The sequence below is a fragment of the Desulfovermiculus halophilus DSM 18834 genome (genome assembly GCF_000620765.1).
Lineage (GTDB): Bacteria > Desulfobacterota > Desulfovibrionia > Desulfovibrionales > Desulfothermaceae > Desulfovermiculus > Desulfovermiculus halophilus.
Map to the genome: position 1 here is coordinate 1 of NZ_JIAK01000023.1, position 24,385 is coordinate 24,385.

Genomic DNA, 24,385 nt, shown 5'->3' on the forward strand with positions numbered 1-24,385 from the left:
TTAGAAAATACCGGGCCGAAAGTGGGCACACAGTCCACCGTCCACCCACTACTGACCTCTACTCCTCCATCCCGCCTTGCTCCGAGGGCTCAGGGATGGCCGCCAGGTTCTCAAACGCGGTGCAGGAGCTGAAGTACTTCAGCTTGGCCACTCCGACCGGTCCGTTTCGCTGTTTGCCAACGATGATCTCGGCCACGCCCTTTTCCGGGTTGTCCTCCCTGGTATTGTACACGTCGTCGCGGTACAAAAACACGATCAGGTCCGCATCCTGCTCAATGGCCCCTGACTCGCGAAGATCGGAAAGCATGGGCCGCTTGTTGGTCCGTTCCTCCACCTTGCGGTTCAGCTGGGCCAGGGCCACGACCGGGACATCGATCTCCTTGGCCAGAGACTTCAAGTTCCTGGATATATGGGAAATCTCCTGCTCTCTGGAGTCCTTGCGCTGGCTGGTGTGCATCAGCTGCAGATAGTCCACGACCACCAGGCCAAGCCCGGTTTCGCCCTTCATCCTTCGGCATCTGGCCCGAAGCTCCATGGGATCAAGAGAGGGAGTGTCGTCAATGGCAATGGAGGCCTGGGACAGGGCCTCAGCCGCCTGATACAGGCGGGCCCAGTCCTCGTCCTGGAGAAAGCCGCTGCGCATACGGCTCAAGTCCACCTTGCCCCAGGCGCAGAGCATACGCATCATAAGCTGCTCCATGGACATCTCCAGGGAAAAGATGGCCACCGGGACCTCGTGCATAATGGCCGAGCGCATGGCGATGTTCAGGCCGAAGGCCGTCTTGCCCATGCTGGGCCGGCCGGCGACAATGATCAAGTCGGTCCGCTGCAGGCCGGCGGTTATTTCGTCGAATTGGTGGTATCCGGTGGGGACCCCGGTGATCAGCTCCCGCTGCTCGAACCTGGTCTCCAGGTACTCAAAGACCTGGTTGACCAGCTCCTTGCTCATCTTGAATCCAGGCCTGACCCGGCCCTCGGATATGCCGAAGATGTGCTGCTCGGCCCGGTCCAGGATGGACTCTGTAGTGTCGGAGGACTCAAAGGCCTCGGAGATGATGGAGGCTGACTCGTGGATGAGTTCCCTGCGCACGGCCTTGTCCCGGACAATCCCGGCATAGCTCATAGCATTGGCCGCGCTGGCCACGGACTCGGTCAGGGAGGTCAGATAGACGGCGCCGCCGACATCGTCCAGCTTGCCCCGCTTCTGAAGCTCATCTGCGACAGTAACCAGATCAATGGGCACATTGGTCCGGTACAGATCCAGAAAGATCTGGTAGATGATCCGATGCACCGGGGAGTAGAAGTCCTCGGCCCGCAGGATGTCGATCAACGTGTGCAGGAGGGAGTTGCGTAAAAAAACCCCCCCCAAAACAGCCTGTTCCGCTTCGATGTTTTGGGGGGGGATCTTTCCTACCAGGTCGGCATTGACCCGGGACAGGGAGCTTGCACCCTGTGAATCGTGCTCTGTACGCTTACTCCCCTTCCCCGCTGCTGGCTGATTCTTCGCCATGCCGAACCACATTCACCTTGAGTTCAGGCCGCACTCCAGAGTACAGCTTGACCGGCACCTGATGCTCGCCCAGGCTCCGGATGGGATTGTCCAGCTCGATGTCCTTCTTGTCCACCTCCAGACCCTGCTGGGCCAAGGCCTCGGAGATCATGGCGCTGGTCACAGAGCCATAGAGCTTGTCGCTCTCGCCGACTCGAACCGGAATAGTAATGACAGTCTCTTCCAGCCTCCCGGCCAGGCTTTCGGCCTCGGCCCGGGCCTTGTCCAGCTTTTCCTGCAGTTTGCGGCGCTGCTGTTCAAAGACCTTCAGGTTGCTGGGCGTAGCCTGCATGGCCAGCTCCTTGGGTATCAGATAGTTCCGGGCATACCCAGGCTTGACCTTGACCACATCTCCCAGCTTGCCGAGATTTTCCATGTCTGTGCGTAAAATGACCTCCATATCCTCTCCTACACGGTCTTTTTCTTGACCTCTGAGCTGTGAACAGCAGTGTAGTACATAAGGGCCATTTGCCTGGCCCGCTTGATCTCCGTCGTCAGTTTGCGCTGATGCTTGGCGCAGGTGCCTGTAATCCGCCGGGCGATGATCTTTCCCCGCTCGGTGACAAAATCCTGGAGGATATCAGGCCGCTTGTAGTCCAGAGGAAGGTTCTTGTCTGCACAAAACCGGCAGTACTTCTTCCGGGGTGTAAACTTGAATGCCATGGGCTAGGCCTCCTCGACCGGTTGGAATTCGTCGGCAAGCTTGACGGTCATGAACTTGAGCACACCGTCCGCAATCCGGATCCTGCGCTCTATCTCCGCGACGGCTGATCCAAGCGCGCCGTAGACCAAACGGACATAGTGCCCCCGGGTGTGCTTCTGGACCGGATAGGCCAGCGTCCGCTTGCCCCAGTCGTCAACTTCCGCTACCTGGCCGGAGTATTCGCCCACTACCCGGCTCACGTCGTCCAAAACCTGCTGCCTCTCCTCGGACCCGATGTCCGGGCTGAACAACAGCAGGGTCTCAAACTTTCTGTTCATCGTGCTCTCCTTATGGTCTGTGGTTCCAGATCACTGTCCTGGAACAAGGCAAAGAAGGAAACATAGCCCCCCGCGCACGCCGTGTCAAGATCAGGAATACTCTAAGGCCTCCGGAGCGAGAATCGAGATCTCGGCATCTTCCCTGAGCCCCTGCAAGTAGGCCTGGAACAGGGTCTGCCGCTTCATCCGGCGCACATTCTCCACCCAGAAGTCCTTTTGTTCTTCCCAGGCCGCGTCCTCCGGGGGCGTGATCTCGGCCAGCCTGGCCACAACCCATGCCTGAGCCAAAAAGTACGGCTGCTGCAGCCACTTTCCAGGGTCTGCTGCAAAGGCATCCCGGGCCAGGTCCTGGTTTTTGCCCAGCCCGGGAATGGCCCCGCGTCTGGTGAACTGCCGGCTGGACGTCGTCTGCAGCCCCAGCTCCTGGACCGTTGCCTCCTGCCCAAGCTTGTGCAGGGCGTCCTGGGCAGCACTGTGTGCCAGCTCCTTGGCCTTATCCCGGGCAAAGGCAGTGCGGACCCGGTCTTGTATCTCTTTCAGCTCAGGGACATGAGCCGGCTCATGCTCAGTCTTCTTGACCATCAGGTAGCCGTCCTCCAGCATGATCGGGCTCTCGGTGATCTCCCCGGCATTCATCTCCATCAGCCTCTGCACCTGCTCCTGATTCAGCCCGAGCCCGGACGGGGGATTCTGTGAGCCGAACGGTCCCATCTCCTCCACCTCCAGGCCCACAGCCTCGGCAGCCTGGTGCATATCCTGTGATGTGAGCACAATCTGCAGCACTTCATCCAGCTTGTCCTCGAGCTGGCCCATGGCCTTGTCCTCGGCCAGACGCTGCTCGATCCCCTCCCGAACCTGGTCCAGGGGCTGCACCCCTGCTTCCCGCCGGTCCTCGACCCTGATCAGATGAAAGCCGAACCTGGTCCGCACCGGCTCGCTGATCTCGCCCGGCTGCAGGGCAAAAGCCGCATCTTCAAAGGCCTGGACCATGGACCCGCGGCCGAACCAGCCCAGATCTCCCCCTTCTGCGGCGCTCGGCCCCTCGGAGACCTCCCCGGCTACCTGGGCGAACTCCGCTCCCTGCTCCAGGCGCTCCACGGCTTCGGCGATCTTCTGCCTGGCCTGCTCCACCTCATCCTGGGCAGCATCCTCGCCCACCTGGACCAGAATATGCCTGGCCTTCACCTGCTCCGGCCTGGAGAACTGCTTTTGATGATCCTGGTAGTAGCCTGCAATTTCCTCCGCATTGATCTCCTGATTGTCAGCCAGGGACTCAGGGGTGATTCTAAGGACCTGCATACGCATTGCGGCCGGCACCTGGTAATCCTTCTTGTGCTCCTGGTAGTAGGCCTGGACATCCTCTGCATCTACTGTGACCTGGTCCATGTAATCCTGGACCGGAAACTGGACGTAATCGATCCGGGCCTTGGCCTGGACATAGTCGAACATGTCTCTGGCCTCCGCCTCCCGGACCTGAACCGGGGACACGACCGCCTGGCGCAGAGAAGAGCTGACCAGGTCCATACGGATATCGGATTCAAACTGGGCCGGATTGAGATTGTTCATCCGCAGCATGGTCTGGTACCTGCGCGGATCAAAGGTGGCGTTGTCCCCATGGAAAACGCCCATTTCCCTGATCCTGGTCCGCACTTGGCCGGAGCCGACAAAAAGCCCGAGCTCCTGTGCCTTGGCCCGAATCAGGCGCTCATTGATCATCTGGTCCAGGACCTGGCGCTTGAGGTCCATTTCCTGCAGGTCCCGGGAGGTCACCTCGCCGCGCTGGCGTCGAAGGGTCTCCACCTGACGCTGATAGGTCTGGACGAACTCCCGCATCCCGATTTCCTGATCCCCTACCGTGGCTACCACCTGGCGCTTTGAGTCCCGGAAGCTGCCCACCCCCCAGAAGACAAAAACCAGGACGATGATGGCAAACAGGAGCTTGACCCCCCAGGACTGGGCATTATTGCGGATGGCTTCAAGCATATTTTCTCCGTTCTTTAGTGGTCCGAGACAGACAGGAATGCATCACAATAAGGTGCGTCCATGCTCCCTACAGGATATACCGGCTCAAGTCCCGGTTTTCTTCAATATCCTTGAGCTGATCCTGGACGTAGTGGGCATCGATGACCACCTTCTCCCCCTCCTGCTCGGCTGCGGAAAAGGAGAGCTCGTGCAGCACCTTTTCCAGCAGGGTATACAGGCGTCTGGCCCCGATGTTCTCGGTTTCCTCATTGATCCGCTGGGCATAGGAAGCAAGCTCCCACAGCCCTTCCGGATGGAACTCCACCTCCAGCCCTTCGGTTTCCAGCAGGGCCCGGTATTGAACGGTCAGAGAATTCTGGGGCTCGGTCAGGATCTGATAGAACTCCTGCTGCTGCAATGGACCGAGCTCCACCCGCAGAGGGAAACGGCCCTGCAGCTCGGGAATGAGATCCGAGGGCTTGGAATAGTGAAACGCCCCGGCGGCGATGAACAGTATGTGGTCGGTGCGCAGCATGCCGTACTTGGTGTTCACCACGCATCCTTCCACAACCGGCAAAAGATCCCGCTGCACGCCTTCCCTGGAGATGTCGGTCTGCTGGCTGCCGCTTTGGGAGGCACAGACCTTGTCCAGCTCGTCCAGGAAGATGATTCCACTTTGCTCCACCCGCTCCTTGGCCAGCTCCACCACCTTGTCCTGATCGATGAGCCGCTCCGATTCCTGCTGGACCAGGTGCTCGTAGGCATCCACGGTCTTCATCTTTCTGGTCTTTTTCTTCTTGGGAAACATTCGGCTGAACATGTCCCGGAACTGCATTTCCATGTCTTCCATTCCGGGCATGGCCATCATGCCCATCTGCATCCCCTGACCTTCTACCTCCACCTCCACCATTCGGTCGTTCAGCTTCCCATCCCTCCACAGCTGGCGGAACTTCTCCCGGGTCGGATTTTCCGGCTCCTGCCCGGTCTCCGGGTCCGCATCCTGGGCCGAGACCGCCGACCCCTTGCTCCTGGAGTTGGGCAGCAAGAGATCCAGCAGGGATTCCTCAGCCTGCTGGGCAGCCTTTTCCCGGACCTTGTCCGTTTCCTCCTGCCGGACCATGTTCACCCCGATCTCCATCAGGTCCCGGATCATGGATTCCACATCCCGGCCCACGTACCCCACCTCGGTGAACTTGGAGGCCTCCACCTTGAAGAAGGGGGAGCCGGCAAGCTTGGCCAGCCGGCGGGCTATTTCCGTCTTGCCTACCCCGGTGGGACCGATCATGATGATGTTCTTGGGAGCCACCTCTTCCTGGAGCTCCGGATCCAGCTGCCTGCGGCGCCAGCGATTGCGGAGGGCGATGGCCACCATCCGCTTGGCATCTTCCTGGCCGACAATAAATTTATTCAGTTCAGCCACTATCTGCGGCGGAGTCAGTGTTGCCTGCATACTCTATGCTACCTCTTCAATAGTGAATTGATCGTTGGTGTACACACACATCTGGGCTGCGATGAGCATGGACTTTTCCGCAATATCCCGCCCGGACATCTGGGTATGTTCAACCAATGCCTTGGCCGCAGCCTGGGCGTACGGCCCGCCGGAACCAATACCCACAATCCCGTCGTCCGGCTCTATGACGTCTCCTGTTCCAGTCAGGACCAGGACCGTACTCTTGTCGGCCACAACCAGCAGAGCCTCCAGCCTACGCAGGTACTTGTCCGTGCGCCAGTCCTTGGCCAACTCCACGCTGGCCCGGAGGAGATTGCCGCTGAAGGCCTCCAGCTTGGACTCGAACCGCTCAAAAAGGGTGAAGGCATCGGCCGTGGCTCCGGCAAAACCGGCCAGGATCCTGTCTTTATACATCCGTCTGACTTTTAAAGCCTTGTGTTTTAAAACCACGGCCTGGCCCATTGTCACCTGCCCGTCTCCAGCCATGGCCACCCCGGTCGGGGTTTTGACCGCCAGGATCGTGGTCCCGTGAAAATCGTTCTGGCTCACATCCACCTCCAGGTACGTGCTCAATCGTCATTTGCCTTGGATAAGGTCACGCCACCCTTTGCTGGAAATGCAGCTCTTGTCAAGCATCCAGGACCAATACTCCCACCGCGTCATCCCTGCCCTTGAGCTGCACGTCCCCCACCTGGCGGAACCGGGCTGAGGTGGTGGTCAACCGGGAATGGAACTCTTTGGATATAGCCAGACGGGTCTGCAGCTCCCGGGTGCCTTTCTCCAGCCTGGCCGCCACATTGACCGCGTCACCAATGCAGGTGTACTCCATGCGTTCCGGGCTGCCGATATTTCCGGCCACAACCGGGCCCCGGTGCAGCCCGATGGAGTTCTGCAAGGCGAAATCTCCTTCCAGACGCTGCTTCTCGTTCAGCCTGTCGCACTCTTCGATCATGGCCAAGGCCGCTTCCACCGCTCGATCCGCATCGCTGCCGCCGCTATTCCCTTCCCTGCTGTCCCCGCCTCCGGACCTCCTTTCGGAAGAATGCTCAAACACAACCATCAGGGAATCGCCCACGAACTTGTCCACCATCCCGCCCCTGAACTCCGCTTCCCGGACCATGCGGGTAAAGTACTCATTGAGCAGACTGACCAGGAGGTGCGGCGGCAGCTTGGTGCTCAAGGCAGTGAAGTTCCTCAGATCGCAAAACAGGATGCTGGCCTCGACCACCTCTCCACCCAGCTGGAGCTCGCCGGCCTGCAGCCTCTGGGTCACCGAGGGAGGCAAGACCTTGCCCAGACTCCTCTTCAGCAGATCCTTTTCCCTCAGGGCCTGTATCATTTGATTAAACAGCTGCATCAACTGCCCGAACTCATCCTTGCGGCCCACAGGAAGCCGCTGTCCCAAATCTCCGTTGCCCACCGCCCGCATGGCTGCATGCAGGGAGCGCACCGGATGAAGGATTTGCCTGGACAGGATCCAGGTCATGATCAAGGCCAGGCTCAGGGCCAAGCCCAGAGAGATTACCCCCGCCCGCTGAATCTCTGTCAGCTTGTCCCGGATGCGGTTGGCCGACATGTCGATGCCCAGGAGGCCGACCTGTCGGCCGGACTCCGTGGTGATGGGTGCATATCCGGACATGGCCCAGCCCCATTTATCCTTCCACGGCTCGGGATCCACCGAGGGCCTGGCAAAGCCCTGGAGCAGCTCCCGGGGCGGGTTTGGATACGGCTCGCCGATAGGGGCCGGCATCTCATCCGCCGAGATCTTCCCGTCTCCGTCATCGTCGCTGGGCGGGGAATCGACTACAAATCTGACCTTTCCGTCCCGGATGCGCATGATATAGGCATACAAGAATTCCGGGGTGGACTGGGCCAGATTGCCCATCAGATTCTGCAGGTCCTTGTAGGCCTGGGTCGAGCTTTGCTCCGGCCCACGCAGCTTCTCCACCCGGGAACCGTCCACAAGCTTGGACCCCACCACCGCCGAGGCTTTCAGCTGCTGCTTGATGGATGTCAGCATGGATGCCTTGGCCTGCCAGTAAAAATACGACCCGGTCGCCCCGGAAGCCAGAAAGGCGATCCCCATGATTCCCAGAATCAGCTTCAGCCGTACAGACATGCCCTCTCCTCCCTGTTGCTGATATCATGACAGGTCAATTTGCCGCATCATATAAGCATATCTTCCCTGCGGCGGCAATGCCGGGCAACAATCCGGCTGTTGAAGGCTCTTTGAAACTGGAAGTGGAATTGCATGCATAAGAGATGGCGAACTCCAAAAATCCACAGCCTACGTCGAAGAACCTTGTACACAATGCTGCCCCGGCCTCCAACCGGTTTGACCCTCTTCCGGGCCTGGCGTAGGATGCCCCATAATGCCGATTATGAAGGAGAGAGCATGCCTGATATCTATGAGCAGCGAAGGGAGAAGCTGCGGGCAAAGCTGGTCGAGCAGGGACTGGATGCCTACCTGGTCCTCCACCCGGCCAACCGTTATTATTTAAGCGGCTTTGAGCTCCACGATCCCCAGTGCAACGAAAGCGCCGGCGCCCTGGTCGTCGCGGCAGATGGCAAGGACCGGCTCTGCACCGATCCCAGATATCTGGATGCGGCCAGACGTCTGTGGCCGGAAGAGGATATCTTCATCTACCGCAACAAAAGGACCCCGGCCCTGGCCGAGTTCCTGGGCAAGCAGCCCTATGCCAGGATCGGGTTTGAAACCAGGATCATGAGCCACGAGCTCTTTGCCGCCCTGAATACCAAGCTGGACCTCATCCCCCATGTGGGGCTGACAGAAGAGCTGCGGACAGTAAAGGATGAGGTCGAGCTGGAGCACATGCGCGCCTCCTGCACCTTGAATCATCATGTTTTTTCCTCCCTGCCCTCCTGGCTGGAGCCCGGGCGGACCGAGCAGGAGCTGGCCTGGCGCATCGAGCGCTGCTTCCGGGAAAACGGGGCCAGCGAACTGGCTTTTTCGCCCATTGTGGCCGTGAATCAGAACGCGGCCCTGCCTCATTCCATCCCGGGCCCCGATCAGCTCAGTTCCGACTGCCTGCTCCTGGTCGATGTCGGCGGGCGCTGTCAGGAGTACTGCTCCGACCAGACCCGGACCTTCTGGGCGGGATCCAAACCAAGCGATCGATTCCAGCGTACCCTGGACCTGGTCCAGGGCGCTCAGCACAAGGCTATCTCCGCGGTCAGGCCGGGGATGGAGATCAAGGATCTCTACCAAACGGCCTGGGCCTACTTTGACCAGCATGGTGTTGCCGAATATTTCACCCATGCCCTGGGGCACGGCATCGGTCTGGAGACCCATGAGTACCCCGGGCTGGGCCCCAAGGCCCAGGGTGTGCTCCTGCCCGGCATGGTCATTACAATAGAGCCAGGGCTGTACTACCCCGAATGGGGCGGGATCCGCTGGGAACACATGGTGGTGGTCACCGAAGACGGGGCCGAAGTCCTGTGAAGAAGTCCGCCGTTCCGCCCCCGCCCCCCACATGGTCGCAACGCATGTACATCCGCATCCCCCGGCGGGAAATCGCCTTTTTCAAGTTCATGCTGGAAGGCGAGCACAACCTGGCCCTGATGACCGTGGTGGACAGATTCGAGGCAGCGATCAGACTGAGCTTTGCTCCGGGCCAGCTGCAGGAAGTGGAGGACTTTGTGCGCCGGATGGAGGATGAAATGCACGTGGAGAGGCTGCCGGTCCCCGGCAGCTCCTTTGCCTTTGCCACCCCATGATCAGGTGAGTTTCAGCTAAGTTAGGTGGGACAAATCATGGGAGCGTAATGTAAAGAACATTTCGCACCCATTAGTAAGCGAGGCCGTATGCTCAAAGTGACCTGTCTGGGAGCCACCCAAACCGTCACCGGCTCCAACTTCCTACTCCGGACCGACTCCGGCAAGAAATACCTTGTGGACTGCGGCCTCTTCCAGGGCCCGAAAAAGATCGAACGCCGGAACTGGTCGGACTGGGACTTTGATCCGGCAGGCATCGATGCCTTGCTCTTGACCCATGCCCATATCGACCACAGCGGCCGGATTCCCAAACTGGTCAAAGACGGATTCCGGGGCAGAATTTTGACCACCCATCCCACCGCTGAGCTGTGCCGGATCATGCTCCTGGACTCCGCCCATATCCAGGAGATGCAGGCTGAATGGGAATCGAAGAAGAGAAAACGCCAGGGCCTTGCCCCGGTGGATCCGCTGTACACCCAAGAGGATGCGGAAAAGGTCATGGAATATATCCATCCGGTGCAGCGGGACGAGATGATTGAGCTTGAACCCGATCTGCAGGTCAGATTCCGCAACGCCGGGCACATCCTCGGATCTTCCATTGTCGAGCTGTGGACCAGGGACCAGGATGAGGAGATGAAGGTCATCTTTTCCGGAGACCTGGGACAGGAAGACCAGCTCATTGTCCAGGATCCCCATCAGATCTTGAATGCCGACCACCTGTTTGTGGAGTCAACCTATGGGGACCGCAATCACCGGTCCTTTGACCAGAGCAAGGAAGAACTGCTCCAGGCCATCATGTACAGCGCCCGGGCCGGTGAAAAGGTGCTCATTCCGGCCTTTGCCGTGGAGCGGACCCAGGAGATCCTGTATATCCTGGGCGAATTTCACCGCCAGGGCCGTCTTCCGGACATCCCGGTCTTTCTGGACAGTCCCCTGGCGATCAAGGCCACTGAGATCTTCCGACAAAATCCCAGGGATTACGACCAGGATGCCCGGGCCCTGGTCAGCAGGGGGGTGGACCCTTTTGACCTCCCGGACCTGACCTTCACCTCCTCCACTCAGGAATCAATGGACCTGAACGCCAGACAGGGCCCGGCGATTATTATCGCCGGCAATGGCATGTGCACCGCCGGGCGCATAGTGCACCATCTCAAGCACAATCTGTGGCGGCAAGGATGCAGTGTGGTCATTGTCGGCTTTCAGGTCGCCGGGAGTACCGGCCGGATGCTTGTGGACGGAGCCAAGAAGGTCAAGGTCCTGGGCGAAAACATATCAGTCCGGGCCAAGGTGTTCACTATTGGCGGATTTTCAGCCCATGCGGATCAAAGCGGCCTTTTGACCTGGATCGGGCACTTCCGCAATCATCCCAAGGTGTATCTGGTCCATGGGGAGGAAAGGGCGAGCACCGCCCTGGCCCAGGCCATACGCAGCCGCATCGGTTTTGAGGTCCACATTCCCCAGTGGAAAGAGAGCCTGCTCCTCAAGCCCCGCCAGGAAGTAGAGGAGGTTTTTGCCAAGGAGACCGGTGAGGCGGACTTTGCTGCTGCCACATACAACTCTGTGATCGATGTGGAACGGTTGATCAAGGAGCTGAAAAAAAAGATTCAGGATCCAGAATGGGCCAAAAACCTGGACGAGGAAGACCTGGACCGGCTGCAATCCTGGTACCAGGACCTGCAGACCATGCTTGGAGAGAAAGATGCCTGAGCCGTCGTTCATCACTGTTTCACCCGGAGATAGGATCTTTGCCCAGAATGAACGCGTAGAAGCCGTCTATCACCTGCTGCACGGCGAGGTCAGCCTGTGGCGCAACGGCTGGTCCGGAGGCAGACTCACTGCCGGCCACATCCTGGGGCTGGACGGTGCCTACGCCCCGGACTGCCTGCACCCGTGCACCGCCCTGGCTGAGAATGAATGCCGCCTGGCCGCCTTTGCCCTGGAGCACGTCCCCGAGGCCCTGCTGGATGCCCCCCAAATGGCGGAGAGGGTCCTGTTCAGCCTGGCCAGACAGCTCCACTATGAATGGGAACGATCAAGCTTTTCCGGCAGGGGAAACAACGAACGTGCTTTTCTGGGGCGGATTCTGAACGTTGAGCGCGGAGAGACCGTCATCCGGGAAGGGGAAAGAACAGACCAGGTATACCGGATAATTGCCACCGACCAGGGACTGGAGGTTTCCCGGCAGGGAACCGTCCTTTCCATCCTGGATCAGCCCGGAGAGTTCTTCGGAGAGATGGCCGCTGTCCTGGGCCAGCCCCGGACAGCGACTGTCCGCTCCCTGGGCCGGTCAACCCTGGAAGCCTATCCAGCCCGTCTTCTGCCCCAAATCGTGTCCGACTATCCTGAGCTCAGCTGGCGGGTGATCCAGGGGCTCAGCCAGAGGCTGCAGGCCGCTAACGCCGGGCTGCACTCCCGGTGAGACCTGGAGCCCGGAGCAGGCCTCAAACCTAAGTAAGGTCGAAGAACTCCCGGGCGTTTTGTCCGGTCTCTTCCCATATCTGGACTGGGTCCTGCCCTGTAAGCTCTGCCACCTTCAAGGCGGTAAAGATGGTCATGGCCGGTTCATTGCGCTTTCCCCGATAGGGTTCCGGGGCCAAAAACGGGCAGTCCGTCTCCAGAACCATCCTGGAGCGGGGGATGGTCCGCACCGCTTCCTGGATCCCGGTGGCTTTGGAATAGGTCACCGTGCCAGGTATGGATATCCGCCACCCCCGGCTGAGGATCTCTGCCGCCAAGTCCGGGCCGCCTCCAAAGCAGTGCCAGAGCAATGGACGCTGGGCATACCCTGCCCGATCCAGGATGCGCAGGGTATCCTCCTCGGCATCCCGGGAATGAATTACCACTGGAAGATCCAGGTCCCTGGCCAGCTCCAGTTGAGCCTGGAATGCATCCTGCTGCAGGTTGCGGGGGGCGCGGTCCCGGTAATAGTCCAGCCCGATCTCGCCCACGGCCTTGATCCGGTCATCCTCCTCTATTGCCTCCTGGATCCGGACCAGACATCCATGGTCCGCATCCCGGGCCCCGTGGGGATGAACCCCCAGGACGAAAAACACCTGGGGCCGATGGGCAAACAGGTCCTTATTCTGCTCATAGGCCTGGGGGCCGAGGAACACGTTGCCGATATGGGCCAGGCCGGTCTGCTCCGCCCTTCCCAGGACCTGGGAGACATCATCTTTGAGCTCCGGCAGATCCAAATGGGCGTGGGTATCCACTCCATGCCCCGCCACAGCGAGGCTTTCCGGGGTCGGTCTTTTTCGTTTCTTGGACATAATCTCCATGCTCGTAAGGTATGCGCGTGCACCTGGTGCGGTGAACGCAGAAAGGCCGGGTGTGACCCGGCCTTTCTGTCTCGTTTTCAGCCTTGCGCCGGCTGGGATCAGTCTTGCTGGATTTCGATCTTCCGCGGCTTGAGTTCTTCAGCCTTGGGCAGATGCAGCTTGAGCAGTCCGTTCTTCAGGTTGGCCTTGATATTGTTTGCATCCACCGCGTCGGAAAGGGTGAACTTGCGGATATAGTGGACATTTCCGAACTCATTCTCGATGAACCGTTCTGTCTGGTTGTGCTCGTAGGAGGTATCCGCCTCAACGGTCAAGGTGTTCTTGTCCGCTGATATAACCAGATCGTCACTCTTGACTCCCGGCATATCCATGAGGATGTAGAATGCCTCGTTTTCCTGCAAAATATCTGCTGCCGGGCGGATACGGGGCAATTCCCTGCTCGTGGTCATTTCAGTCATGGCCTCTCCCCCCTTAGGCGGTTTCGATGCTGATCTGTTTGGGTTTGATTTCCTCGGCCTTGGGCAAAGTAATCTGCAGCAGTCCATCCTTCATCCGCGCGCTTACTTTGTCCCGTTCGATCTTCACATTTAAATTCACTATACGCTGAAATGATCCTGTGGGCCTCTCCTGCCGAAAATAGCGTCCAGGCTCTGTCTTGCGTTCACCTTTGATTATAAGGCTCTCATCGGACAAGGTGACATCGATGTCGTCAATATTCATTCCCGGCAGTTCACCCCGGATATAAATATTGCTGTCATCTTCGCTGATATTTAACGGCGGATAGGCAAGCCTGCGCTGACTCAGATTGACAGGATGCCACAACTCATCAAACACTCTCTCTATATTCCGGGGAAAATCATAAAGGCTGGTAAAATCGAGAACCATAATTTCCACCTCCTGTTTATTTCCGGACTCCTGCGGGTATTCTGCGTTACTTGCATAAATAAGCACTCTGGGCAGGCTGTCAATATATGGAGGTGGATCAAGAACAGAAATCGGCGTGCGAATATTCCCCGGCCTTGTGGGTTTTGCCTGCCGGAGGCCGGCTACCGACCCTCTTCCGGCCACTTCTGCAGGTCAACAGCTTCTTCTACAAGCATTATGGGTATCTCGTCCCGGATGGGATAGACCACTGCACAGGACCGGCAGATGAGGCCGTCTTCCTGGGCGGTCAGTTCCAAATCCCCCTTGCATTCCGGGCAGACCAGGATATCCAGTAGCTCCTTGTTTAATGCCATGTTCCCTCCAAGGGTTTGATCATTGCATCTTGCCAGGCAGTCCAGGGTAGCGTATATCCACATGCGTCCGGGGAAACAAGAAGAGCCGTACGCGTATAGGTCCCCTGAACGAATACGAACGCCCGATATGTCTGAAATCGATCTGCATACCCACAGCACCGCATCCGACGGCAGCCTCTCCCCGGAAGAGCTGGTCCGGGCCGGCAAAAAGGCCGGTCTGCGGGCCCTGGCCCTGACGGATCACGACACCGTCTCCGGGCTGCACCAGGCTCTCCTGGCAGGACAGGAACAGGGGCTGGAAGTCATCCCGGGTTGTGAACTAAACGTGCAGTCCCCCAAAGGCTTCATGCATCTTTTGGGCCTGTGGATACCTGTCCGACCACCAAAGCTCCAGGCGACACTGGCCTGGCTGCAGGATATGCGCAGGCAGCGCAACGAACGGATCATGGCCGCCCTGCGTTCCCTGGGTATATCCATTGCAGACCGGGAAGTCAAAGAACAGGCCAAAGGGGAAAGCATCGGCAGGCCGCATATCGCCCAGACCCTGGTCCACAAGGGCGTGGTCGACAGTCTTGAACAGGCCTTTGCCCGGTTTGTCGGCTCCACGGGTCAGGCCTATGTGCCCAAGGTCAAGCTCTCGGCCGGGCAGGCAATTTCGATTCTGAAGCAGGAGCAGGCCACGGTGATCCTGGCCCATCCATACTCCCTGCGCATGACAAACCAGGAGTTCACTGCGCACCTGAAGCACATGCAGGCCATGGGGCTGGACGGCCTGGAGGTGTATTACCCTGAGCACACTGCGGAGCAGACCCGGCTGTATGCCTCCCTGGCCCGGGACCTGAACCTCGTGCTCAGCGGGGGATCGGACTTTCACGGCCGGATCAAGCCGGATATCAGCCTGGGAAGGGGCCGCGGGGACCTTGACCTGCCCTACAGCCTGGTGGAAAAAATGAAGGCTGCCCGAAGGCGGCAGGGCCTGCCGGTGGAGATTAGGCAGACCGGGTGAAGCACCGCAGCATGTACCCTGAGCTTCTGGCCCCAGCGGGCTCTCCGGAACGGCTGGATACAGCCCTGACCTACGGTGCAGACGCCGTGTACCTGGGAGGGACTGATCTCAACCTTCGGGCCCAGACCCCCGGCTTTTCGCCAGCAGAGCTGAACCAGGCCCTGCACACCGCTCATGCCCAAAACCGTAGGATTTACTACTGCCTGAACATCCTGCCCCACCCGGAGCAGATTCCCCTGGTCCAGGAACAGCTGCAGGGCCTTGAGGGCACGAGCGTGGATGCCCTGATCGCCGCAGATCCCGGGGTCATTCGGCTGGCCAGAAAAATCCTGCCCCGGATCCCCATCCACATCAGTACCCAGGCCAACACCTCCAACCCGCACGCCGCCGCCTTCTGGCAGGATCAGGGCGCCAGCCGGGTCAACCTGGCCCGGGAGCTGGACTTGAGGGCGGTGCGCGCCATTCGACGGGCGGTTCCGGATCTCGAGCTCGAATCCTTTGTTCACGGGGCCATGTGCATGGCCATCTCCGGACGCTGCCACATGAGCGCCCACCTCACCCGGCGCTCGGCCAACCAGGGCCTGTGCACCCAGCCCTGCCGCTTCAAATACAGGAGCGTGTTCCTGGAGGAAGCCCAAAGGACCGGAGAACCCACCTGGGAGGCCTTGGAGGACGAGGCTTTTACAACCCTGCTGGCCAGCGAGGATCTGGCCCTGATCGACTTCCTGCCCTGGCTGAGCAAGGCCGGGATGGACAGCCTGAAGATAGAAGGCCGGATGAAGACCAGCTCGTATCTGGCCCAGGTTGTGGACATCTACGCCACCGCCCTGGCCGACATTCGGCGCAAGACCTTCCGGCCCGGGCTGTATTGGCGGGAGCTGCAGCTGGTGGCCACCCGCCCCCTGTGCACCGGATTTTTCCTCCCCGGCAGGCGAAAACGCCTGTTCACCCCTGAACGGACCCAGCCCAGGGCCCCGGTCCTGGCCAAAATCCTTTGCAGGGACGGTCCGGACACGTGGAGGATCAGCCTCAGGCACAGATGGGAGTCCGGCCGGAAGGTGCAGATCCTGGTCCCCGGCCTCAGGCGCCCGGAGCTCTCCCCGGCAGTCTACAGCCTGGAGTCCCTGACCGGTGACCCGGCAGATGCCCTGCACTCCGGTCAGGAGGGCCTCCTTCGCTCAGACCATCCGGACCTCCGGCCGGGACTTATGCTCCGGGCATATCCAGAACAGTCCCCGGAGGACGACAGGGAATAGACCTCATCCTGGCCTCACCCCAGCTCCTGGGGCAGATTCTGTCCTGTCTTTGCAAACACCGCCCGCACTGCGGCCCATCCGTCCTGTCCCATATCCCGGGAAAAATCCGTCACAAAGGTCTGGATATGCTCCCGGATGATCCGCTCTTCCATTTCCTGGGCATGGGCTTGAATATATGGCCAGATCTCGGCTTCGTGTTCCCGGGCATAATCCAGGCTGGCCCGGATCTTTTCTTCCATCCAGGCCGCCACGTCCGTCCCTAAGCTGCGCCGGGCCACGATTCCTCCCAAGGGAATGGGCAGTCCGGTGGCCTGCTCCCACCAGGCCCCGAGGTCCAGGACCAGATGCAGTCCGTGCTGGGGATAGGTAAACCGGCCTTCGTGAATGATCACTCCGGCCTGGACTTCTCCCCGGGCTACAGCGGACATAATCCTGTCGTAGCGCATGACCTGCAGCTCTCCCTGGAATCCACCATGGGCCCGCAGGAGCATACAGGCTGTGGTCAGCATCCCGGGAACCGCGATCTTGGCCGAGCCCAAGTCCTGAACAGAGCTGGGACCATGGGCAACCAAAAGCGGACCGCAGCCCCGTCCCAGGGCCCCTCCGCAGCTCAAGAGACGGTAGCTCCCGTGAATTTTGGGGTAGACCGCCATGCTGATCTTGGCCACGTCCAGCGCACCGGCACAGACTGCGCTGTTGAGCTCCTGTACGTCCGCCAGTCTGGCCTCCAATCTGTAGGGGCGATGATCGATCCGCCCCTGAAGCAGGGGGGCAAAAATATACGTGTCGTTTGGGCAGGGGGAAATCCCGAGCTGTAGGGTCTGAGTCATGGTGTCTCGTCCTCCGGGTGGTCGATGTGCTGCGTGAGCATCTTGACCTATGTGTTCAGGGGGTCTGAACGATTGCATCTTGACAAGCCTTGGCCCCAGTGACAAGCTCTGCAATGACCGGCTGGTCATTGCAGGCCAGCGATCCTTTTCGACCATGTCCCGGGGTGATCCTTTGAGCCAGTACCCAAGCCCTACCTTTCTGAAAACGGCACCAGAAAAGCAACAGGCTGTTTTGGATGCGGCCGTGGCTGAATTCGGCACATACGGGTACCACCAGGCCAGCATCAACCGGCTGGTCAATCGCCTCGGAATCGCAAAGGGATCAATATTTCAATATTTCGGGACAAAACAAGGCCTTTTTGACTACGTCTTTGCCCAGGCCAAGGGCGCTGTTTCCCAGCATCTGCGCTTTATCCGGGAGCACACCCGGGACAAGGATTTCTTCACCCGGCTGCGTATCGTGGTCCAATCCGGGTTGGACTTTGTCCGGGAAAACCCCGGGTTCTACCGCCTGTACATGCACGTCCTGCGGGATGAACACCTGCCCGGCCGGGCAGGGTACCTGCTTGAAGTCAGAGCCGCTTCCAGGGCCTATTTGGCCGGGTTGGTTGACCAGGGCCTGGCCAACACCGAGCTGGACCCGGACCTTTCCCCGGAATGGTCCGTGGTTTTTATCGATACTCTTCTGGACCGCTTTTTTCAGGCCATGTCTGCCCCCGATGGGGATGAAGCATCGTCCATGATCCCGACCGGCCCGGACCACGAACATGTGCAGACCCTTATCCGCTTCATCCGCAAGGGATTGGGGAAATAATGCCGTAATAAAACCGCTTCTGTTTGTAGAGAGCAGCCCTGCACACACATCACAGCCCTTTGTAATCTGAGAGGATATTCATGCCCTTACACCAAGCCCTGCGCCAGCACAACCTGAGCACGATTGCGGACAAAGTCCGGGCCGGGGAGCGCCTGACCCTGGATGAGGGACAAGCCTTGTTCGACTGTCCGGATCCGGTCCTGGTCGGAGCCCTGGCCCACGCCGCCCGGACCGAAAGGCACGGCCTGGGAACCAGCTACGTGCTCAACCAGCAGATCAACTACACAAATATCTGCGTCAACCAATGCCGGTTTTGTTCCTACTACCGCAAACAGGGACAGGAGCAGGCCTTTGAGCTCAGTCTGGAAGAGATCAAGGAAAAGATCATGGCCCAGTCCGACATGCCCCTTACCGAGATCCATATCGTCGGGGGCTGTCATCCCGGGCTGGGCCTGGACTACTACGAAGCCGCGCTGTCTACCATCCGTGCCCTGCGCCCGGACGTGATCCTTAAATGCTTCACTCCGGTGGAGATTGAGCACTTCGCCAATCTGGAAGGCATCTCTCCCCGGGAGGTCCTCCTTCGCCTGCGTCAGTCCGGCCTGGACATGATGGCCGGGGGAGGAGCGGAGATATTCGCCCCAGACGTCCGGCGGCGGATCTGTCCGGAAAAGATCAGTGGACAACGCTGGCTGGAGATATCCGGCCTGGCCCACAGCCTGGGCCTGAAGACCAACTGTACAATGCTTTTCGGGCACCTGGAAACCGTCCGGGACCGCCTGGAGCATCTGGAGCTCTTGCGCACCCAGCAGGACCAAACCGGAGGATTCGTCTGCTTCATTCCCCTCCCCTTTCAGACTAAAAACAACCAGCTCACAGGGATTACCTCTCTCACCGGCATCGAGGAGCTCAAGACCATAGCCGTGTGCAGGCTTATGCTGGACAACATCCCCAACATCAAAAGCTATTGGGTCATGCTGGGACTGAAACAGGCCCAGGCGGCCCTGTTCTTTGGGGCCAACGACCTTGACGGGACGGTGGTGGAGGAAAAGATAGGGCATATGGCCGGTGCCGACTCCCCCCAGGTCCTGACCCGAAAAGAGCTTGAAGACATGATCCGCGGCTGCGGCCTCATCCCCCAGGAGCGAAACGGCTTGTTCAGCCCGGTGCAAGGAGGACAATGATGAACGCATCTGCCTCCAGCGATCTGCTCCAGAGGGCTGCACGCGGCGAACGCCTCACCCGGGACCAGGCCCTGGACCTGTATACCCGGGCCGATCTGCATCAATTGGCCGCTGCGGCTCAGGCCGTTCGCCGCCGCATGCATCCCCAGCCCGTGGTCACCTATGTAGTAGACAGGAACATCAACTATTCCAATATATGCGTCTGTGGATGCCGGTTCTGCGCCTTTTACCGCGCACCGGGGCAGGCCGGAGGATACGTCCTGGGGTTTGCCGAACTGAGCGCCAAGATCCGGGAGGCCATGGATCTTGGCGCCACCCAGATCCTGCTCCAGGGCAGCCATCACCCGGATCTGGGGATTGATTTCTATACCCAGATGCTCACTGCGGTGAAGGAGCAGTTTCCCGGCCTGCACATCCATGGGTTTTCCCCTCCGGAAATCATGCACTTCGCCTCTCTCTCAGGGCTGCACCCTTCACAGGTCCTGGACCGGCTGATCTCGGCCGGGCTGAACTCCATTCCCGGAGGAGGGGCGGAGATCCTGGTCGACCGGGTGCGCAGGGGAATCGCGCCCAACAAGTGCACCGCAGGGGAATGGCTTCACGTCATGGGCCTGGCCCATGCAAAAGGGCTTCTGACCACAGCCACCATGATGTTCGGGCATGTGGAAACCCTGGAGGACCGGGTCGATCACCTCCTGGCCCTCAGGGATCAGCAGGACAGAACTAAGGGGTTCACCGCCTTCATCCCCTGGACCTTTCAGCCGGACAACACCGCCCTGTCAGCCCGCAAGGCCACCAGCATCGAGTATCTGCGTCTTCTGGCCCTGTCCCGCATGGTTTTGGACAATATCCCCAACCTCCAGGTCTCCTGGGTGACCATGGGGGCCAAAATCGGACAGCTCGGACTGTTCTTTGGGGCCAACGACTTCGGATCGACCATGATTGAAGAAAACGTGGTCGCTGCATCCGGGGTAAGCTTTCGGATGAGCGAAGCCACGATGCAGGAGGTCATTCAGGCGGCGGGGTTTGAGCCCAGGCAGCGCCGGATGGACTATGCACTGGTCTGATCCGGGAACTGTGTTACAAACCAGATCCATTCTCCATCTGTTGACGCCGAAACCTTTCTCCAACCCATTGGTATGACTGCTATGCATTCCGACCCACTTTCCGGTTCAGGCCCCAGCACGCCCATTCGCATGGGCAAGATCAGCTACTTGAACGTTTTGCCCATCTACTACGCCTTGGACCATGGGTATGTGGCCCATGACTTTGTCTTTACCTCCGGCCCTCCGGCGGATCTGAACACCCGGATCAAGGCCGGGGAGCTGGATATGAGCGCGGCCTCGAGCATCGAATACGGCCGACACTTTGAAGACTACCTCCTCCTGCCCCGGGTAGCCATTGGCAGCCAGGGACCGGTTCAGAGCGTTCTCCTGCTCAGCAGTGTTCCCTGGTCTTCCCTCCAGGGCCGCCGCATTTTGCTCAGCTCCCAGAGCCATACCTCGGCAGCCCTGCTCCGTCTCCTGGTCCGCGAGCACATGGGACTTGAGGTCGAATACGAGACCGGGGACATTACTGCCAGGCTCCAAGCCAACGATCCGCCGACCGCCTTCCTGGCCATCGGCGACGAGGCCCTGCGGCTGCGCGATCACCCGGAGTTTCCCTATCGCCTGGACCTGGGGCAGGCATGGCTGGAGTGGACCGGCCTGCCCTTTATCTTTGGGGTCTGGGTCGGGCGGAAAGCGGGCACCAGCCGGGAAGAAGCCGCCCTGGCCTGCGGATGCCGGCAGCTCCTTGCGGCCAAGGACTGGGGAGTGAAACGCATTCCCTTTTTCGCCCGCCTGGTCAGTGAACAGGGCATTTTGACCTATCCGGACCTTGTTTCCTACTTCAACGGGTTGGTCTATGATTTCGGCCCCAGGGAACAGGAGGGGCTGCGCCTTTTTTACCGCAAGCTGTATGACTGCGGCGAGCTGCAGCATATGCCGGAGCTGAACTTTCTGGCTATTCCCAGCGGTCCCGAATGAACTCCAGGCTCTGGGTCAAGAGATCGCGCTCCGGAGAGGACGGAAAGACGGAGAGGGCCTCTCTGGCGGTGTGCAGAAAGGTATCGGCCTCTTCCCTGGCCTTCTGGCTCAGGCCAAGATCCTGGATGCGGCGCAGGATCCACTGCTGTTCAGAATCGGCCAGGGTGTAATCCTTGATCCTGGCCAATATCCCGGCCTTGACATCCTGGTCCAGGGTATTGAGGAAGAAAATCAGGGGCAGGGTCAGCTTGCCCTCCCGTAAGTCCCCTCCCAGGGGCTTTCCGGACTGGGTCGGAGACGCGGCGTAATCCATAGCGTCGTCCACCAGCTGGAAGGCAATGCCCATATTCAGCCCGAAGCACTTGGCCGCTTCGATCTGCGCATCGCTGCATCCGGCCATGATCGCCCCGCTCTGACAGCAGGTCTGGAGCAAAAAGCCGGTCTTGCCGACAATGATCTCCAGATACTCCTCGCGGGACAGATCCGGCTGCTTCATGCGCTCGATCTCCAAAATCTCCCCGGTGGCTGTCTGGTAGATGGCCTCGGATATACAGGCCATCAGGGGCAGGCTGTTGTATTCGGTGACCACCTTGTTGGCCTTGGCCAGCAAAGCGTCTCCGGCCAAAAGGGTTGCGCTGGTCCCGAACAGCAGGTGGGCCGCGGACTGGCTGCGTCGCATGGATGCATTGTCCAGGATATCGTCATGCAGCAGGGTCGCGGAATGGATGAGCTCCAGAGAAGCGGCCAGAGGGTACAGCCCGCGGACCGGCTTTCCCTGCCCCAGGGCCTGAAAGGTAAGCAGGCATAAGGCCGGCCGGAGCCGCTTGCCGCCTCCGCTTAAAATATGTTCAGCCACCGGCTGAACAACCGGGTTCAGATCGGAGCAGATAGTGCGCAGACTGTGGTCAATTTGCGAACGATGCTGGTGAAAAAACTCGATCAGCGAGGGCATGGGATTCCTGATACACTACTGCCTTTTGCCTGGCAAGGGATCTTTCTCCGGCCCCAATAGCCGCAAGGCGGCATCCCCCAGACTGGAGAAGGCCCGATCAATTGCCCACTCCCCCGCCTCGCGCGAGCCGACCCGGTTGGAGATGCTCCGGATCTGCACAAAGGGCAGTCCATGCACCGCACATGCCCAGCCCAGGGCAAAGCCCTCCATGTTTTCCACCTCCGCCTGAGTCCGGCTCCACAAATAGGCGGCCCGATCCGCAGTCCCGGAGACCCCGGAAACACTCAGGCTGGTCACCCGGGGCCACTGGGGACAAAGCTCCAGTCCCATGCCCTGGGCCTCCCGGTCCGGATCCCAGGCCAGGGTATCCCAGACGATCTCCCCCTGAGCCTTGCCTTGGCCCAAGCCCAGGCCCTTGGGATCCACGCCGTGTTCAGTTATCAGACCGAACTCGGGCCAGATTTCAGTCTGCACTGCGACCACAGAGCCCAGAGGAAAACGGCCTGGATCAAAGCTTCCGGCAATGCCCAGGTTCAGAACCCCGGCCAGTCCAGGGGCCCGGGCGGCGAGCCGCCCCAGGGCCATGGCAGCATTCACCATACCGATCCCGGTGATCACAAGAAGCAGGGTCCTGGGGCCCCAGGCCAGCTCATACGAACGACTCAGCTTCAGGGAGACTCCCTGGCCCCGGGCGCCGAGCACGGCCTGCATCTCCCTGCGGGTGGCTGTGACCAGGGCGATGGGCTGCCGGGTGCATCGAGTATCCATTTACGTATCCCTCACCTGTCTCTAAACCCTACAGCCGCCAATAGGTGGTGCCAAAGCTGCGGATGACCTCCGGTTGCAGGGCCCCCTTGATGTCGGCGATCACTGCCTTCTGCGGATCACGCAGGCAGCTCAGAAGCTCACCGGCGGAGCGCTGGGTATACCACGAATGGGGCACAGCCAGAATCAGGGCATCCAGTTCCTTCAGCTCCTCCCAGGGCGTCAGCTCCACTCCGAACTCTGCTTTGACCTCATCCACATCCACAAGGGGGTCGTGGACCGCAACCCGGACGCAGAAGCTCTCCAACTCCCGGAGAATATCGATAACCCGGGTATTGCGCAGATCCGGGACATTTTCCTTGAAGGTCAGGCCCAGGATCCCGATCCTGGCCCCATGGACACCATTCCCGGCCTGGATGATGTTCTTGATCACCCTTTGGGCCACAAACTCGCCCATGTTGTCGTTGATCCGCCTTCCAGCCAGAATGACCTGGGGGTGATAGGCCAGGGCCTCGGCCTTGAAGGTCAGATAGTAGGGATCGACACCAATGCAGTGCCCCCCGACCAGGCCGGGCCTGAAGGGCAGAAAGTTCCATTTGGTCCCGGCAGCCTCTAAGACATCCAGGGTATCGATCCCCATCCGTTCAAAGATCAGGGCCAGCTCGTTCATCAGGGCAATGTTCAGGTCCCGCTGGGTATTCTCAATGACCTTGGCCGCCTCAGCAACCTTGATGCTCGGGGCCCTGTGCACCCCGGCCCGAACAACCCGGGCATACACTGAGGCCAGAAAATCGGTGACCGCCTCGCTTTGCCCGGCCACGACCTTGACGATATTCTCCAGGGTATTCACCTTGTCTCCTGGATTGATCCGCTCTGGTGAGTACCCGATCCAAAAATCCCTTCCGCAGTGCAGCCCCGAAGCCTCCTCCAGCATGGGCAGGCACAGCTCTTCCGTCAAACCCGGATAGACAGTGGATTCATAGACCACAACAGTCCCCTCGGCCATGTGCCGGCCCACAGTTGCGCTTGCACCCTGTATCGGTCCAAGGTCCGGACGCCGGTTGGAGTCGATGGGAGTGGGCACGGCCACGATAATCAGCCGGGCCCGGCCCAGGATTTGCGGATCCGCAGAACAGGTCAGATCAACTGCCAACAGATCCCGGGCCTGGGTTTCTCCGGTTCGGTCCCGCCCCTGGTTCAGCTCCTGGACCCTGACCGGAGAGATGTCAAAGCCGATGACCTGAAAATGCCTGGCCAAAGCCACGGCCAGGGGAAGGCCCACATAGCCCAGACCAACCACCGCAATCTTTTCCTTTCTTTCCAGAAAATCGGCCAGCTTGAGCATGTCCGGTCACCTT

Annotated in this window: 26 protein-coding genes; 10 read left to right on the plus strand and 16 right to left on the minus strand. The window is 59.9% G+C overall.

From position 1 onward, the window contains the following. Positions 1-58: 58 nt before the first annotated feature. The 8 genes from dnaB to N902_RS0111000 all read right to left on the minus strand — a co-directional run bounded on the left by dnaB (position 59) and on the right by N902_RS0111000 (position 8,061). Positions 59-1,510 (minus strand): replicative DNA helicase, encoded by a 1,452-nt coding sequence (gene dnaB / locus N902_RS0110965; RefSeq protein WP_027370970.1) that lies wholly within the window; start codon positions 1,508-1,510, stop codon positions 59-61. Then, the gene (gene rplI, locus N902_RS17510; protein ID WP_034622576.1) at positions 1,473-1,949 is read right to left on the minus strand and encodes a 50S ribosomal protein L9; all 477 of its coding nucleotides are present in this window, start codon (positions 1,947-1,949) and stop codon (positions 1,473-1,475) included. Before rplI ends, dnaB begins: the two co-directional genes overlap by 38 nt. 8 nt (positions 1,950-1,957) lie before the next feature. After that, positions 1,958-2,212, minus strand: coding sequence for a 30S ribosomal protein S18 (rpsR, locus tag N902_RS0110975; protein ID WP_027370971.1), 255 nt, complete (start codon positions 2,210-2,212; stop codon positions 1,958-1,960). 3 nt (positions 2,213-2,215) lie between these two features. Next, entirely contained in the window at positions 2,216-2,530 is a 315-nt protein-coding gene (gene rpsF / locus N902_RS0110980; RefSeq protein ID WP_027370972.1) for a 30S ribosomal protein S6, read from the minus strand. Between the two features lie 90 nt (positions 2,531-2,620). Then, positions 2,621-4,513 carry a SurA N-terminal domain-containing protein gene (locus N902_RS0110985; RefSeq protein WP_027370973.1) on the minus strand — a complete coding sequence of 631 codons (1,893 nt, stop codon included), beginning with the start codon at positions 4,511-4,513 and terminating at the stop codon, positions 2,621-2,623. Positions 4,514-4,580: 67 nt separating this feature from the next. Then, complete coding sequence (gene hslU / locus N902_RS0110990) at positions 4,581-5,942, minus strand: ATP-dependent protease ATPase subunit HslU (protein ID WP_027370974.1); 1,362 nt, start codon at positions 5,940-5,942, stop codon at positions 4,581-4,583. 3 nt (positions 5,943-5,945) lie between these two features. Continuing rightward, the gene (gene hslV / locus N902_RS0110995) at positions 5,946-6,515 is read right to left on the minus strand and encodes an ATP-dependent protease subunit HslV (RefSeq protein WP_279614660.1); all 570 of its coding nucleotides are present in this window, start codon (positions 6,513-6,515) and stop codon (positions 5,946-5,948) included. A 55-nt stretch (positions 6,516-6,570) separates the two neighbouring features. Further along, positions 6,571-8,061 (minus strand): adenylate/guanylate cyclase domain-containing protein, encoded by a 1,491-nt coding sequence (locus N902_RS0111000; RefSeq protein WP_027370976.1) that lies wholly within the window; start codon positions 8,059-8,061, stop codon positions 6,571-6,573. 276 nt (positions 8,062-8,337) lie between these two features. Between N902_RS0111000 and N902_RS0111005 the strand changes: the two genes are divergently transcribed. The 4 genes from N902_RS0111005 (at position 8,338) to N902_RS0111020 (ending at position 12,096) form a co-directional block, all read left to right on the plus strand. Further along, positions 8,338-9,405 carry a M24 family metallopeptidase gene (locus tag N902_RS0111005; RefSeq protein ID WP_027370977.1) on the plus strand — a complete coding sequence of 356 codons (1,068 nt, stop codon included), beginning with the start codon at positions 8,338-8,340 and terminating at the stop codon, positions 9,403-9,405. 44 nt (positions 9,406-9,449) lie between these two features. After that, positions 9,450-9,680 carry a DUF4911 domain-containing protein gene (locus tag N902_RS17515; protein ID WP_051564525.1) on the plus strand — a complete coding sequence of 77 codons (231 nt, stop codon included), beginning with the start codon at positions 9,450-9,452 and terminating at the stop codon, positions 9,678-9,680. 87 nt (positions 9,681-9,767) lie between these two features. Further along, on the plus strand, positions 9,768-11,384 hold the full coding sequence (locus N902_RS17520) for an MBL fold metallo-hydrolase RNA specificity domain-containing protein (protein ID WP_034622582.1): 1,617 nt from the start codon (positions 9,768-9,770) through the stop codon (positions 11,382-11,384). Further along, a complete protein-coding gene (locus N902_RS0111020; protein ID WP_027370978.1) occupies positions 11,377-12,096 on the plus strand; it encodes a cyclic nucleotide-binding domain-containing protein in 720 nt (239 codons plus the stop codon). The genes N902_RS17520 and N902_RS0111020 overlap by 8 nt, the downstream gene beginning before the upstream one ends. Positions 12,097-12,124: 28 nt before the next feature. Here the strand turns inward: N902_RS0111020 and N902_RS0111025 are convergent, their stop codons facing one another. From N902_RS0111025 to N902_RS0111040, 4 genes are all read right to left on the minus strand, one after another. Beyond that, positions 12,125-12,946 (minus strand): TatD family hydrolase, encoded by an 822-nt coding sequence (locus N902_RS0111025; RefSeq protein WP_027370979.1) that lies wholly within the window; start codon positions 12,944-12,946, stop codon positions 12,125-12,127. A 107-nt stretch (positions 12,947-13,053) separates the two neighbouring features. After that, entirely contained in the window at positions 13,054-13,413 is a 360-nt protein-coding gene (locus N902_RS0111030; RefSeq protein WP_027370980.1) for an Hsp20/alpha crystallin family protein, read from the minus strand. A 13-nt stretch (positions 13,414-13,426) separates the two neighbouring features. Beyond that, on the minus strand, positions 13,427-14,023 hold the full coding sequence (locus tag N902_RS0111035) for an Hsp20/alpha crystallin family protein (RefSeq protein WP_341830625.1): 597 nt from the start codon (positions 14,021-14,023) through the stop codon (positions 13,427-13,429). Then, positions 14,002-14,193, minus strand: coding sequence for a Trm112 family protein (locus N902_RS0111040; RefSeq protein ID WP_027370982.1), 192 nt, complete (start codon positions 14,191-14,193; stop codon positions 14,002-14,004). The genes N902_RS0111035 and N902_RS0111040 overlap by 22 nt, the downstream gene beginning before the upstream one ends. A 127-nt stretch (positions 14,194-14,320) precedes the next feature. On the opposite strand from N902_RS0111040, the gene N902_RS0111045 reads away from it, so the two are divergent. After that, positions 14,321-15,199, plus strand: a complete 879-nt coding sequence (locus N902_RS0111045; protein ID WP_027370983.1) for a PHP domain-containing protein — start codon at positions 14,321-14,323, stop codon at positions 15,197-15,199. Positions 15,200-15,210: 11 nt separating this feature from the next. Continuing rightward, positions 15,211-16,455 (plus strand): peptidase U32 family protein, encoded by a 1,245-nt coding sequence (locus tag N902_RS17525; RefSeq protein WP_034622605.1) that lies wholly within the window; start codon positions 15,211-15,213, stop codon positions 16,453-16,455. Positions 16,456-16,469: 14 nt separating this feature from the next. On the opposite strand, the gene N902_RS0111055 is transcribed toward N902_RS17525, so the two are convergent. Then, positions 16,470-17,285, minus strand: a complete 816-nt coding sequence (locus tag N902_RS0111055) for a 1,4-dihydroxy-6-naphtoate synthase (protein WP_027370984.1) — start codon at positions 17,283-17,285, stop codon at positions 16,470-16,472. 244 nt (positions 17,286-17,529) lie between these two features. Here N902_RS0111055 and N902_RS0111060 point away from each other — a divergent pair, with 244 nt between their 5' ends. The 4 genes from N902_RS0111060 (at position 17,530) to N902_RS17530 (ending at position 21,310) form a co-directional block, all read left to right on the plus strand. Next, positions 17,530-18,099 carry a TetR/AcrR family transcriptional regulator gene (locus N902_RS0111060; RefSeq protein ID WP_161635180.1) on the plus strand — a complete coding sequence of 190 codons (570 nt, stop codon included), beginning with the start codon at positions 17,530-17,532 and terminating at the stop codon, positions 18,097-18,099. A gap of 80 nt (positions 18,100-18,179) precedes the next feature. After that, on the plus strand, positions 18,180-19,283 hold the full coding sequence (gene mqnE, locus N902_RS0111065; RefSeq protein ID WP_034622585.1) for an aminofutalosine synthase MqnE: 1,104 nt from the start codon (positions 18,180-18,182) through the stop codon (positions 19,281-19,283). Continuing rightward, on the plus strand, positions 19,280-20,350 hold the full coding sequence (mqnC, locus tag N902_RS0111070; protein WP_027370987.1) for a cyclic dehypoxanthinyl futalosine synthase: 1,071 nt from the start codon (positions 19,280-19,282) through the stop codon (positions 20,348-20,350). The genes mqnE and mqnC overlap by 4 nt, the downstream gene beginning before the upstream one ends. 81 nt (positions 20,351-20,431) lie before the next feature. Then, positions 20,432-21,310 carry a menaquinone biosynthetic enzyme MqnA/MqnD family protein gene (locus N902_RS17530; RefSeq protein ID WP_051564527.1) on the plus strand — a complete coding sequence of 293 codons (879 nt, stop codon included), beginning with the start codon at positions 20,432-20,434 and terminating at the stop codon, positions 21,308-21,310. Here N902_RS17530 and N902_RS0111080 read toward each other — a convergent pair. Genes N902_RS0111080 through N902_RS0111090 form a run of 3 tightly spaced genes read right to left on the minus strand, consistent with a single transcriptional unit; the run spans position 21,288 to position 24,372 of the window. Further along, positions 21,288-22,262, minus strand: a complete 975-nt coding sequence (locus N902_RS0111080) for a polyprenyl synthetase family protein (protein ID WP_027370988.1) — start codon at positions 22,260-22,262, stop codon at positions 21,288-21,290. The genes N902_RS17530 and N902_RS0111080 overlap by 23 nt on opposite strands. A gap of 15 nt (positions 22,263-22,277) precedes the next feature. Continuing rightward, complete coding sequence (gene mqnB, locus N902_RS0111085) at positions 22,278-23,030, minus strand: futalosine hydrolase (RefSeq protein WP_027370989.1); 753 nt, start codon at positions 23,028-23,030, stop codon at positions 22,278-22,280. 28 nt (positions 23,031-23,058) lie between these two features. Further along, positions 23,059-24,372: a nucleotide sugar dehydrogenase gene (locus N902_RS0111090; protein ID WP_027370990.1), complete on the minus strand. Its 1,314-nt coding sequence runs from the start codon at positions 24,370-24,372 to the stop codon at positions 23,059-23,061. Positions 24,373-24,385: the final 13 nt, after the last annotated feature.